We start from the raw sequence: 14172 nt of genomic DNA on the forward strand, positions 1-14172 counted from the left end.
TGGCGGCGCCGGCGAGACTGTGGCAGATGCGGCGGGTGTACCTCGACCGGGTGGGCTCACCGGCGGCGCGCTTCCGCGACGTGTGGCTCGACCTGACCGGCAAGGACGGCACGCCGCTGGACACCATCCTGTGGATGCGCAACGGCGGCGGCAAGTCGACGCTGATCGCCCTCATCTGTGCCCTGATCCGGCCCGACCGGCGGGACTTCCTCGCCACCGCCACGACCGGCCGGCACCTGGAGGACTGCATCCTCGGCGCCGACACCGGCCACGTCGTCGTCGAGTGGACCGACCCGACCGGCCGGCGGCTCGTCACCGGCGCCGTCTACGAGTGGACCGACCGCGTCCAGCCCGCCGACCCCAACGCCGGGCACGACCGGCTGAAGCAGACCTGGTACGCCTTCACGCCCGAGGTCGAGATCGAGTCCCTGCCGTTCGCGACCGCCGACTTCAAGGAGTTCGTGCGGGCCGTCGAGGCGCTGCCGGCCGGTGCCGAGGCCGTCGTCACCACCAAGCAGGACCGGTGGGCGCAGGCGCTGCACGACCGCGGCCTCGACCCGGGCCTGTTCACCGCCATCCTGCGGATCAACGCCTCCGAGGGCGGCATCGAGCACCACTTCAAGTTCAGGACGTCCGACGACTTCGTGCAGTACCTGCTGAGCCTCGTCACCGAGCCCACCTCGGCGACGAAGGTCGCCACGATCCTGCGCGGCACCCGCGAACGGCTCGCCCGCCAGCCGCGCCTGCGCGCCGAGGTCGCCTTCTGCGACGAGGCCGTCGACCTCCTCGACGTCCTCGACCGGTCCCGCGCCGCCGTCACCGCCGCCACCACCGAGGCCGCCGCCACCCGGCAGGCGGCGGTGCGCCTCGCCGCGTCGTTCACCGGCGCCGCCGCCCTCGCCGCTGCCGCCGCCGGCGAGCACGAGGCCGTGGCCGGCGCCGCCGCGCTCGCCGCCTCCGACGCGGAGAGCAGGGCGGCCGCCCTCGACGTGCTGCTGCGCGAGGAGCAGTGGCAGGCCGCGTCCCGCCGGCACGCCGACGCCCGCACCGCCGTCGAGGACGCCGCCGGCACCGTCGTCGCCCGGCGCCGCGTGCACCGCGCCTGGCAACTCGTCCCGCTCCTCGTCGACCGCGACCAGCTCACCTCCCGCCTCACCGCCGCCCAGGGCCGGCAGCGGGCGGCGGAGGCCGGCGCCGCCCCGCTGCGGCAGGCCAGGTCGGAGGCCGCCGCCGGGTACCTGTCGGCCCTGCGCGACGCGTGTGCGGAGCTCGACGACACCGTCGCCACGCTCACCACCCAGGCCGCCGACGCCGCCGAGCAGCAGGCGAAGTCCCGCGCCCTCGCCGACGGCCTCCGCGCCGAACTGGGCGGCCTCACCGGCCGGCAGCGCGCGATCGAGCAGTACCTCGCCACCTTCGACCACGACGTGCGCGCCGCCGCCACCGCCGGCCACCTCACCACGACCACCGACCCGGCCGCCGACGAAGCGACAACCGCCGACCCGGCCACCGCCGGCCACCTCGGCGTTGCCGGTCACGCCGGTGCCGCCGCGGAGGACGCGGAAGCGGTGGGCACCGTCGAGCGGCTGGGGGCGGCGCTGTCCGCGGCCCGCGCCGCCGACGAGGAGGCGGCGCGGCGGCTGGCGGAGGAGCTGCCGGCCGAGGCGGAGCGGCTCGACGCGGACCGGGCCGGGCACGAGCGGGAACGCGCCTCGGTGCACGCCGCCGTCACCGAGCTGACCCGGCAGCTGGCCACGCTCGACAGCGTCCGCACGCCGCTGCTCGCCGAGATCGACGCCCTGGCCACCGACCCGCGGCTCACCGCGCTCACCGAACGCGACACCGTCGACCCCGTCGGCGAGCAGCGGCTCCTCGTCGACCAGCTGTCGGAGGCGATCGTCGGCGCCGACCGGCAGCGCATCCAGCTCGCCGTCGCCGACGCCGAGGACGACCGGGCCGTGCAGGCGCTCGCCTCGCCGCGCGGGCTGCTGCCCGCCGCCCTCGACCTGGCCCGCGCCGCCGACGTCCTCGCCGCCGAGCGCATCCCCGCCAGCACCGGCTGGCACCACCTCGCCGACCGGGTCCCGCAGGACCGCTGGGCCGCGCTCGTCGACCGGGTCCCGCACCTCGTCGGCGGCCTCCTCCTGCACGACGAGGCCGACCTCGGCCGAGCCCGCGCGGCCCTGCACGCCGCCCGGCTCTTCCCCACCAGCGCCGTCCAGGTCTCCACCACCGCGCACCTCGACGCCGCCATAGGGGAGCCAGGGGAGCCGGGGCCGGGGTTCGTCCTGGAGCCGGCGCCCGCCATGTACGACCGGACCGCGGCGGCACGGGAGGCGGACCGCCGGGCCGAGAGCCGCCGGGACCGGGGCGAGCGGGTCCAGGAGCTGCTCGACGCCCGCGACCACGACCTGCGGCTCAAGGACCAGCTGCGCCAGCTCGCCGACCGGTGCCCGCCGGGGCATCGCGAGCACCTCGACGCCGAGCACCAGCGCCTCGGCGACCTGCTGCACAGCGCCCGCGACCGGGCGGTCCAGCTCGACGCCGCCCGCGGGGAGCTCGACGCGCGCGCCGGCAGGCTGCGCGTCACGCAGCAGCGGCTCGCCGAGCGGCGCCGGGTCCTGGCCACCCGCCTCGGTGTGCTGCAGGACCTGGCCCGCCGGGCGCCCGAGGCCGACCGGCAGCGGGCCGAGCTGCGCGGGCTGCCCGCCGCCCGGACCGACCTGGAGGGGCAGCTGGAGCAGGCGGAGGAGCAGGAGCGCGGGCACGCCACCGTCGCCGCCCGCTGCACCTCGGACGCCGAACAGCACCGGAGCACCGCCAGGGGCCACCGCGCCAGGATGGACGAGCTCCGCCGGGTCGCCGAGCCGGCGGCCGGCGCCGGGCCGGCCCGCCAAGGTGCCGACGCGGCGGCAGGCATCGGAAAGCCGGTGAGCCTCGCGGCGGCGATGAGCGCGTACCAGGCGGCCGACGAGGCGTACACGCGCCGCTCGTCCGGCGACGCCCTCGAGGCCACGATCAGCGAGATCGGCCGGCGGCTCGACGCGCTCGACCGGCAGGCGCGGCAGTTCAGCGCCGAGGAGCACGAGACCGCCGCCCGGCTCGCCGCCACGCCCGAGGCCGCCGACCCGGCGCTCGTCGCCCGCGACACCGAGCTCGCGGAGCAGGAGCACTTCGCGGCGCGGGCGGCCGCGACCCGGGCCGAGGCCGAGCGCGACGCCGCCCGCCGGGACCTCGCCGACCGCGGCGCGAGCCGCCCGGCGCCGGAGGAGCTGTCGCCGGCCGTACCGACGCCGCAGAACCTGCAGGAGCACCTCGACGCCGCCGGTGAGACCGTGCGGGTGGCCCGCGAACGGCAGGCGGCGGCCGTGCGGTCGGCCGAGGCGCAGCGCCGCCGCGCCGCCGACTTCCAGGGGCTCGCCGGGGACCTGGAGGCCGACCTCGGCGAGCACGACCCGGTCGCCGCGCCACCGTTCGACGGCGACGTCGACGCGGCGCGGGAGGCGGGCCGCGCCGCGCGGCGGGCGCTGCAGGCGGCCGAGAAGGCGGTCACCGCCGCCCGCAACCAGCTCGCCGCCGAGGTGCACCGCGTCGACCGCTGGGCCGGCGAGGAGCGCTTCGCCGCCGTCACCGCCGAGGTGCGGGACCGGTTCCGCGGCGAGCGCACCGCCGACCTGCCGCCGGAGCTGGCGGGGGAGCTGCGCACGTACCGGCACGCGCTCGCCGGCGAGCTCGAGGCCGTCGACAAGGACAAGCATCTCGTGGTGACCGCGCTGTGCGCCGAGGTCCGCGAGGGGCTCAAGACGCTGCAGCGCGCCCAGCACCACGCGCAGCTGCCGCCCGGCCTCGCCGACCACCTGCGCAACCGCCGCTTCCTCGACGTCGGCCCGCGCTCGACCGTGGACACCACCGACGCGACGCTGCGCAGCCGGGTCGAGCGCCTCGTGGAGCGGCTCGTCGCCCGCCAGGAGAACATCCCCGACGGGCTGACGCTGGTGTGGGAGGCGACCACCGCCGTCGTCGGCCGCGGCAACTTCACCGCCCGCGTGCTGAAGCCGTCGACCGAGCTCGGCGAGGACCGCCAGCCGGTCGAGCTGATGAGCAAGTGGTCCGGCGGGGAGAAGGTCACGATCAGCCTGCTGCTGTTCTGCATGCTCGCCCGCCTGCGCGCCGCCAACCGCGGCGGCGACGTGCCCGGCCTGGGCGTGCTGCCGATGGACAACCCGCTCGGCACGGCGAACTACGTCGCGTTCCTGGACCTGCAGCGCCGGGTCGCCGCCGCGAACGGCATCCAGCTCGTCTTCCTGTCCGGCCTCGGCGACATGCGCGCCGTCGGCCGCTTCCCCAACGTGGTCCGGATGCGCAACACCCACCACCGCGGCCGCAACTACGCCCAGGTGCAGGAACGCGAGCTGAACGACGACCAGGTGATCGAGGGGATCACCACGGCCCGCCTTACGTTCCCGCACCAGGAGACCTTGCTGTAGCGCAAGTACATACTGGCATCGATGCGATGGTCGGTGGCGGTGTAGACGGTGGTGTACGGCGCGGTCACGGGCGCCGGCACGTGGATCGCGCTCGCGATGCTCCTCGGCTACGCCTGGAACTCCTACAGCGGCCCGCCGATCCTGGAGGCCGCGGGGGCCTGCGTGCTCACCGTCGTGCTGACGGGCGGCGTGTGGGGCATCTTCTCCGGCGTGACCCGCAGCCCGCGCACCTGGCCGCACCTGCTGGTGCCGCCGTTCCTGATCCCGGTCGTCGGGGCCGGCGTCATGGGCCTGTCGAACTGGCGGCACCCGGTCGAGACGACCGCCTGCTGGGTCGCGTTCGCCGTCGCCGCGCACCTGCTCGTCGCGCTCGGCGGCGCCGTGGGCCGGCAGGGGCGGGCCGTGCTCGCCGCGGCGCTCGTCGCCCTCGCCGCCGTGCCGGTCGCGGTGCAGCAGCTGGCGCAGGAGCGCTGGTTGGCCGCCGCGCTGCGGGACCGCGGGCTGACCCCGGTCGTGCCGGTCGCGGCCGGCTTCCACGTCGACCGGGTCAACCTCGGGAAATACACCCTGGTCATGCGGATGGCCGACGGGCAGGGGAACCTCTTCTCCGTGGCGGCCGACCGGCCGGACCAGCCGTGCGGCGGCCCGCTGTGCGTGGACGGCATGCTCGGCTACGCGTACTCCGGCAAGGCCCCGGACGGCACGACCCTGCGGCCGGCGAGCGTCGCCACCCTGGCCCGGATCCGGCGCTTCAAGGAGAACGTCGAGGCCGACTGACGGACTTTCGATTCCATCGACAGAAGTCATGGACATTCGAGCAAAAGTCTTCTAGCGTGACTGACACATCGAGGGCCGTCACCGAAAGGTGGCGGCTCGCGGTGCCCGTGTCGCCCTTCGGCGAGCGCGCGGGAGTTCTCAGGGCGGCGCACCGTGCCGCCGGACAACTCCTACCCTCTGGAGCGCTCGATGAGGAGAACCGTCCTCGGCGCGGCGGCCGCCGTCCTGATCGCGGGCCTGCTGCCCGCGACGCAGGCCCGCGCCGCCGTCCCGCCGCAGGAACCCGGCGTCACGCTGCGCGTCTTCGACGTGCAGACGCCGCTGAGCTCGATCTGCACCCTCAAGACCGGGCAGACGCCGAACATCGACAAGCTCATGCCGACGGTCAACTGGAGCACGGCCGCCGACTTCGGTCTCGAGGACCTGTTCCAGGCGCAGGTGACGGGCAACGTCAACGTCACCGCCGCCGGGTCGTACATCTTCCGGCTCACCAGCGACGACGGCTCCCGGCTGCTCGTCGACGGCGCGACCGTCATCAACCACGACGGGCTGCACGGGGCGACCGCCATGGACGGCACCGTCACCCTCGGCCCCGGCTACCACGCGATCCGGATCGACTACTTCGAGCGTACCGGCGGGCAGCAGCTGACCCTCGAGTGGCGGCCGCCGGGCGCGTCCGGGTTCACGGTCGTGCCGAACTCGGCGCTGAGCACCGACGCCGGGGTCGTGCGGGTCACCGCGCCCGGGCGCAAGGAGTGCGAGGGCGCCGCCGACAGCCCCGGCGACGGACTGCCGCTGAACGCCGTGCATCCCGGGTACACCTTGACCAACCTCCGCCCGAACGGCTTCCAGCCGCAGGTGAGCGCCATGGACTGGCTGCCCGACGGGCGCCTGGCGATCACGACCTGGGGCGGCAGCAACACCACCGTGGGCGAGGTCTACCTGCTCAGCGGTGTCACCGGCGCCACGTCGCCCGCGCAGGTGACCTACACCAGGATCGCGACCGGCCTGCGCGAGCCGATGGGCATCAAGTACGTCGACGGCAAGCTGTACGTGTCGCAGAAGCACGAGCTGACCGAGCTCAACGACACCAACGGCGACGGCCAGATCGACCAGTACCGCACCGTCGCGACGTGGCCGTTCGACGGCAACTTCCACGAGTTCGCTTTCGGGCTGCTGTACAAGGACGGCTACTTCTACCTGAACCTGTCGGTGTCCATCAACCAGGGCGGCGCGACCACCGATCCGCAGGGCTCGCCGAACCGCGGCACCAGTCTGAAGATCAACCGCAGCACGGGCGCGGTGCAGTACGTCGCCGGCGGCCTGCGCACCCCCGACGGCATCGGCTGGGGCCCGGAGGGCGACATCTTCGTCACCGACAACCAGGGCGGCTGGCTGCCGGCCTCGAAGCTGGTGCGCATCAAGCAGGACCGGTTCTTCGGCCACTACACCAACCCCGACGGGCCGTTCGACGGCCAGCCGGTGACCGCCCCGGTGCTGTGGCTGCCGCAGAACGAGATCGCCAACTCCCCGAGCACCCCGCTGCTGCTGTCCAGCGGCCCGTTCGCCGGCCAGCTGCTGTTCGGCGACGTCACCTACGGCGGCATCCAGCGGGCGTACCTGGAGAAGGTCAACGGCGAGTACCAGGGCGCGGTCTTCCGGCTCACGCAGGGCCTGGAGATGGGCGTGCTGCGGCTCAGCCAGGGCCCCGACGGCGCGCTGTACGCCGGCGGTCTCGGCGCCGGCGGCAACTGGGGCCAGGACGGCAAGCTCACCTACGGCCTGCAGAAGCTCACCCCGAACGGCGCCTCGGCCTTCGAGATCAAGGCGATGCGGGCGATCGCCGGCGGGTTCGAGCTGGAGTACACGCAGCCGGTGTCCACCGCGACCGCCGCCCAGCTCGCCGCCCGCTACGTCGCGAAGCAGTGGCGCTACGTGCCGACGCCCGCCTACGGCGGCCCGAAGGTCGACGAGGAGACGCTGCCGGTCACGTCCGCGACCCTGTCCGCGGACCGGCTGAAGGTGACGCTGCAGCTGGCGAACCTCAAGCCCGGCCGGGTCGTGTACCTGCGCTCGCCGCGCCCCTTCACCTCCACCACCGGGGCGTCGCTGTGGAGCACCGAGGCGTGGTACACGCTGAACAGCCTCGTCGACGGCACCCTGGCGCAACCGGGCCGGCTCGAGGCGGAGCACGCCGGCCTGAGCGGCAGCGCGCAGGTCGCGACCGACCACAGTGGATACACCGGGTCGGGTTTCGTCGCCGGCTACGGTACGGCCGGCGCGGCGACCACGTTCAGCGTCACGACGCAGACGGCCGGCGCGTACGACGTCAACCTGCGCTACAGCAACGGCCCCAACCCGTCGCCCGGGACGAAGACGGTGAGCCTCTACGTCAACGGCGCGAAGGTCCGCCAGGTCAGCCTCGCCAGCACCGGCGACTGGGAGACGTGGGCCAACGCGGTGGACCGGGTGACGCTGCGGGCCGGCGGCAACACCATCGCGTACAAGGTGGACGGTGGCGACATCGGGCACGTGAACCTCGACAGCCTCACCGTCGGCCTGCCGCCCGGCGACCGCACCGGCACGATCACCGGCGCGGACGGCCGGTGCGTCGACGTCAGCAACGCCGACACCGCCAACGGCACCAAGGTCCAGCTGTGGAACTGCAACGGCACGACCGCGCAGAGCTGGACCCGCACCGGCGACACCCTGCGCGCCCTCGGCAAGTGCCTGGACGTCTCCGGCGGCAACACCGCGGCCGGCACCCCGGTGCAGCTGTGGAACTGCAACGGCAGCGGCGCCCAGGTGTGGCAGGCCCAGCCCGACGGCGCGCTGCTCAACCCGCAGTCGGGCCGGTTCCTCAACGCCGGCGGCGCCGCGCTGCAGATCGGCGACGCGCGGCAGGCGTGGACGCACAACGGGGTCAGCCGGGTGCAGCTGTTCGACGGCGGCAACCTCAACGCGTTCGCAGCGTCCGACGGCAGCGCGGCGACCTGGCCCGTGTCCGGCGGGTCGGTGGAGGTGCTCGGCGGTGACCTGCGCACCAAGCAGGCCTACGGCGACTTCCGGCTGCACGTGGAGTTCTGGCTGCCGAACCTGCCGCCCGAGGTGACCGGCCAGGCCCGCGGCAACAGCGGGATCTACCTGCAGGACCGCTACGAGCTGCAGGTGCTCGACACGTACGGCAAGGCCACCCTCGCCACCAACGAGTGCGGCGCGATCTACCTGAAGCGGGCACCGGACAGCAACCCGGCGACGGCGCCGGAGACGTGGCAGACCTACGACGTCACGTTCCGCGCCGCCCGCTGGAACGGCGCGACGAAGACGGAGAACGCCCGCGTCACCGTCGTGTGGAACGGCGTCGTCGTCCACAACGACGTGGCGATCGACGGCCCGACCGGCAACGGGGCCGCCGAGTCCGCGGCCGCCCTGCCGATCCGCCTGCAGGACCACAACGACCCCGGCGCCAACGTCCGCTACCGCAACATCTGGATCGAACCGGCCTGACGGGGCCGGGCGGGGGGGGGGCGGGGCCGGGGCGGGGGCGCCCCCCCCCCGGGGGGGCGGGCGGGGGCGGGGGGGGGCGCCCGCCGGGGGGGGGGGCCCCCCCCCGCCCGGTGTGCTACCGCCAGGTGTCGTTCAGGGCGACGCTGCCGCCCGACGGGGTGGCGACCGTGCGGTTCGGGTCGCTCTCCCAGGTGACGGTGCCGGCGGCGTCCTTGCGGATGTACTTGTACTCGACGACCGCCGAGCCGGGCAGGGTCACCTGGCCGGTCCACGTCGCGTCCGCCGTCTTCGTCAGCGGCACCGCGTTCGCCGGGTTCCACGAGCCGATGGACGGCGCGGCGCCGACGAGGAACAGCTGCTGCCCCGGCTCCTCCGCGACGTGCAGCGTCACGTCGCCCTGGACGGTGGCGCCGGCCTCCCAGCCGTCCGAGGTGGACAGCCAGCCGTCGGCGGGCACGGTCTCCGTGCGGTTGGGGCGGCTCTCCCAGGTGACCGTGCCGTCGGCGGCGAGCTTCACGTACTTGTACTCCAGCGCGGTGCCGGCCGGGACCTGGACCCGTGCGGTCCACTGTGGATAGCCGACCGACGACAGCCGCACGCCGTTGGCGGGGTTCCAGGCGCCGAGGGCGGGGGCGTTGCCGACGAGGACGAGGCGCTCGCCCGGGGCGACCACCGCGTACGCGGAGAACGACACCGCCGCCGCGGGGGCCGCGACGGTCCGGGAGACGCGGTGCCGCACGTCGATCGCGAGGGTGCTCAGGCCGGGCACCGTCGTGGTCAGCGCGCCGCCCTTGCCGACGGTGACGGTCGGGCCCGTGCACCGCTCGCCGCGCACGGTGCCGCGGGTGACGTCGCAGTAGACGCCGGCCGGCAGGCCCGTGTCGAACGTGCGGGTGACGGCGGTGCTCTCCCGGTTGAGCACGATGTAGCCGCGGCCCTCGCGGGCGAAGGCGATCGCGTTGTCGCCGTCGCTCCACCAGCGGCTGACCGGCGCGGTGCCGGCGGCGTTGCGGAAGCCGACCAGGCCGGTGGTCGCGGTGTCCCGCTGCTGGCAGAGCCAGCCGCCGGGGCCGCTGGTGACCCCGCCGCAGCGCACGGAGCCCAGGTCGCCGTTGGCCGACGATCCCGGCGGGCCGGCGTCGGTGCTGGTGAACCCGTAGCTGGACAGCACGAGCGGGTGCCCGTAAGGCCACGCCAGGGAGAAGGCGTTGCCGAGCGCGAAGAGCGGCCCGTCCTTGTACGTGAGGGTCGCGCCGCTCTGGTCGCGCTCGGTGTCGTGGCTGTCGACGTAGACGACGGCGGTGGCGGAGGGGGAGAAGCCCCACGCCTCGCCGAACTGGTCGAGCCAGCTGAGCTTGCCGGACTTCACGACCCGGCTGATCTGCTGGCCGTACGCGTCCTCGATGACGTCGCCGACCGGCAGGTAGTCGGACTTCGGGATCGGGGCGTTGCCGAGGACCTCCTGGTAGAGGTACGCGGGCCGCTTCAGCTTGGCCTTGATGGCGGCGAGGTCGGCCGCCGGGACGTGCTTGGCGGCGTCGATGCGGAAGCCGTCGACGCCGAGGCGCAGCAGGCCGTTGAGGTAGCCGGCGATGTCGGCGCGCACGTCCTCCTGCTCGGTCGCGAGGTCGGACAGGCCGAGCAGCTCGCAGTGCTGGATCTCCCACGCGTCGTTCCAGTCGTGGATCCAGTCGTCGCCGTTGCGGCCGCAGTGGTGGAAGTCCGTGCTGTCGTACAGGCCGGGGTAGTCGTACTTGCCGAACCGGGTGCCGCCGCTGCCCACGCCGCCGGTGGTCTGGCCCGACATGTGGTTGATGACGGCGTCGACGTACACCTTCACGCCGGCGCGGTGGCAGGCCTCGACCATGCCGGCGAACTCGCGGGGGTTGCCGTAGCGGCTGTCGAGCCTGTAGCTGACCGGCTGGTACGCCTGCCACCACGGATACCCCTGTGCGGGTAACTCGACGTGCTCCTGGGGCGGGGTGACCTGCACGGCGGCGTAGCCGGCCGGACCGAGGGTGGTGCGGCACTCGTGGGCGACGTCGCGCCACGGCCATTGGAAGAGGTGTGCGGTGACGTCGCCGCGGTCCGGGGACGCCGCCGCGGGCGGGGCACTGAGCCCGACGGCGGTGAGGGCGAGGATCGCCGCGAGCATGAGGGGACGCTTCACGAATACGCTCCACTGTAGGCGACTTGCAGGAGTTGCAAGGTCTTGCAAGAGCGCCCTGATGCTAGCTTCCCGTAACGCGCCGGTAAAGACCTGTTGATCTTTGCAAGATGGCGTCGACGTTTCAGCAGCTCAGCCCGGATCTGTCCGGTGAGGAGTTGGTGATTTTTGCAAGAAGCTTGACATGTGTCAATCGGCCAGATCAGTCTTCCTCCACGCGCTGCCATGCCCCGCCAGGCTGTCACGTCGGTCGGTCCGCCGCCGCATCGATGCACGCAAGGAGCACCCCGTGTCCCGAAGAAGAGCCCTGCTGCTCGCCGTCCTGACGCTGCTGGCGTCCCTCCTCGTCGTCCCCGCCCTCGCCGCCGCGGGCACCACCGTCACCGTCTACTACAAGCCCGCCGCCGCCTGGACCACCATCAACATCCACTACGCGCCCAACGGCGGCGCGTGGACGGCCGTGCCGGGCGTGCCGATGACGCCGGCCTGTACCGGCTGGTACAGCAAGACCATCGACCTCGGGTCCGCCAACGGCCTGCAGGTCGTGTTCAACAACGGCGCCGGCACCTGGGACAACAACTCGGGCCGCAACTACGCCCTGGGCACCGGCGACGTCACGGTCGCCGGTGGCGTCGCGGGCACCGGCAACCCGTGCGGTGGCCAGCCGACGCCGACGACCCCGCCGCCGACCGGCAACACCGCCACCGTCTTCTACTCCACCGCCGGCCGGAACTGGCCGGTGGTGAACATCCACTACGCGCCGAACGGCGAGGCGTGGACCGCGGTGCCGGGCGTCGCGATGAACGAGGTCGCCTGCGCCGGCTGGGTGAAGAAGACCGTCGCGCTGGGCGCCGCCACCGGCATGCAGGCGGTGTTCAACAACGGCTCCGGCACGTGGGACAACAACAACGGCGCCAACTACCGCATCGGCGCCGGCACGTCGAAGGTCGCCGGCGGGGTCGTCACCGGCGGCGCGACCGACCCGTGCGCGGCCGTCCCGCCCGACACGACCCCGCCGAGCGTCCCCGGCGGCGTCACCGCGACCGCCGACCACGTCACGGTCACGCTCGCGTGGACCGCCTCCACCGACGACCGCGGTGTCACCGGCTACCAGGTGACCCGCAACCCCGGCGGGACCGTGCTCACCACCGCCACCAACGGGTACATCGACGGCGGGCTCGCGCCGAGGACCAGCTACTCGTACACCGTGAAGGCCGTCGACGCGGCCGGCAACCTCTCCGGCGCGTCCAGCACCGTCACCGTCACGACCGGTGACGCGCCACCGCTGCCCGCGGGCGGCTCCATGCTCGGCGGCGACCCGCGCAAGGAGAGCATCTACTTCGTGCTCACCGCCCGCTTCTACGACGGGGACACGGCCAACGACAGGGGCGGCAGCCAGCACGTGAAGTCGGGCAACGCCGCCAACAACGACCCGATGTTCCGCGGCGACTTCAAGGGCCTCGTCGACAAGCTCGACTACATCAAGGGCCTCGGCTTCTCCGCGATCTGGATCACGCCGGTCGTGCTCAACCGGTCCGACTACGACTACCACGGCTACCACGGCTGGGACTTCTTCCGCGTCGACCCGCGCCTCGAGTCGCCCGGCGCCAGCTACCAGAACCTCATCGACGCCGCGCACGCCAAGGGCCTGAAGATCTACCAGGACGTGGTCTACAACCACAGCTCCCGGTGGGGCGCCAAGGGCCTGTACGTGCCGACCGTGTGGGGCGCCCGGGACGGGCAATGGGACTGGATGTACAGCGAGAAGGTCCCCGGCAAGACGTACAACCCGCTGGAGGAGAACGCGCTCGGCCGTGCCTACAACGGCGACCTGTGGTCCACCACCGCGCCCGCCGGCAACACCTGCCCGAACTACGGCCAGACCAACGGCACGTTCAGCCCCGAAGGCTACGCCAACCACCACTGCCAGTGGCCGAGCCCGACGGCGAAGATGTTCCCCGCCGACCTGTACCACCAGTGCTGGATCGGCAACTGGGAGGGCGAGGACGCCCGCTCCTGCTGGCTGCACGACGACCTCGCCGACTTCAACACCGAGAACCCGGTCGTGCAGCAGTACCTCATCGACGCGTACAACTCCTACATCGACATGGGCGTCGACGGGTTCCGCGTCGACACGGCCGTGCACATCCCGCGGGTCACCTGGAACCGGCGCTTCCTGCCGGCCCTCCAGCAGCACCTGGTCCAGAAGTACGGGGCCGCGAAGGCGAACGACTTCTACGTCTTCGGTGAGGTCGCCGCGTTCGTCAACGACAAGTGGAACCGCGGCTCCGTCAACCACTCCGCGCAGTTCTACACGTGGAAGGAGCGGCGCACCTACAGCGCCGACGACGCGACCGCGGCCCTGGAGCAGTTCAACTACGAGAACCTGCAGGGCACCGGCAACCAGCCGACGTCGACGAACGCGTTCCTGAACGGCAACGTGTACCACGCGCCGGACCACAGCCAGTTCTCCGGCATGAACATCATCGACATGCGGATGCACATGAACTTCGGTGACGCCGCCAACGCCTTCAACAACGGCAAGGACTCCGACGACAGCGTCAACGACGCCACGTACAACGCCGTGTACGTGGACTCGCACGACTACGGCCCCAACAAGTCCAGCACCCGCTACGCCGGCGGGACGGACGCGTGGGCCGAGAACATGGATCTCATGTGGACGTTCCGTGGCGTCCCCGTCCTCTACTACGGCTCGGAGGTCGAGTTCCAGGCCGGCAAGCAGATCGACTGCGGCCCGACGTGCCCCCTGGCGAACACCGGCCGGGCCTACTTCGGGTCCTACGTGGAGGGCACGGTCGTCGCCTCCGGCTACGGCACCGTCGCCAGTGCCAGCGGCCCGGTCGCCACGACGCTGCAGAAGCCGCTCGTGCAGCACGTCCAGCGACTCAACCAGATCCGCCGCGCGGTGCCGGCACTGCAGATGGGGCAGTACTCCACCGCGGGCGTCTCCGGCGGCATCGCCTACAAGCGCCGTTACACCGCCGGCAGCGTGGACAGCTTCGTCCTCGTCGCCATCTCCAGCACCGCCACGTTCACCGGCATCCCCAACGGCACCTACACCGACGCCGTCACCGGTGACGTGCAGACCGTCACCGGCGGCACCCTCACCGCCACCGTGACCGCCAAGGGCGCCATGCGCGTCTACGTGCTGTCGCTGCCCGGCAACCCCGCGCCGGGCCGGGTCGGCACCGCCGGCCCGTACCTCCGCTGACA

At 73.2% G+C, this 14172-nt stretch carries 5 protein-coding genes; 4 read left to right on the forward strand and 1 reads right to left on the reverse strand.

What is annotated here, in order from left to right:
• The first annotated feature begins 26 nt into the window (after window positions 1-26).
• The 3 genes from AB0J72_RS31175 to AB0J72_RS31185 all read left to right on the forward strand — a co-directional run bounded on the left by AB0J72_RS31175 (window position 27) and on the right by AB0J72_RS31185 (window position 8771).
• Window positions 27-4487: a hypothetical protein gene (locus tag AB0J72_RS31175; RefSeq protein ID WP_363404774.1), complete on the forward strand. Its 4461-nt coding sequence runs from the start codon at window positions 27-29 to the stop codon at window positions 4485-4487.
• Window positions 4488-4535: 48 nt separating this feature from the next.
• A complete protein-coding gene (locus AB0J72_RS31180) occupies window positions 4536-5264 on the forward strand; it encodes a hypothetical protein (RefSeq protein ID WP_363404776.1) in 729 nt (242 codons plus the stop codon).
• Between the two features lie 189 nt (window positions 5265-5453).
• Entirely contained in the window at window positions 5454-8771 is a 3318-nt protein-coding gene (locus tag AB0J72_RS31185; protein WP_363404778.1) for a family 16 glycoside hydrolase, read from the forward strand.
• Between the two features lie 115 nt (window positions 8772-8886).
• Here the strand turns inward: AB0J72_RS31185 and AB0J72_RS31190 are convergent, their stop codons facing one another.
• Entirely contained in the window at window positions 8887-10941 is a 2055-nt protein-coding gene (locus tag AB0J72_RS31190) for a carbohydrate-binding module family 20 domain-containing protein (RefSeq protein ID WP_363404780.1), read from the reverse strand.
• A 286-nt stretch (window positions 10942-11227) separates the two neighbouring features.
• On the opposite strand from AB0J72_RS31190, the gene AB0J72_RS31195 reads away from it, so the two are divergent.
• The gene (locus tag AB0J72_RS31195) at window positions 11228-14170 is read left to right on the forward strand and encodes a carbohydrate binding domain-containing protein (RefSeq protein ID WP_363404782.1); all 2943 of its coding nucleotides are present in this window, start codon (window positions 11228-11230) and stop codon (window positions 14168-14170) included.
• Window positions 14171-14172: the final 2 nt, after the last annotated feature.

Origin of the sequence: Dactylosporangium sp. NPDC049742 (genome assembly GCF_040674675.1) — a bacterium.
Taxonomy (GTDB): domain Bacteria; phylum Actinomycetota; class Actinomycetes; order Mycobacteriales; family Micromonosporaceae; genus Dactylosporangium; species Dactylosporangium maewongense.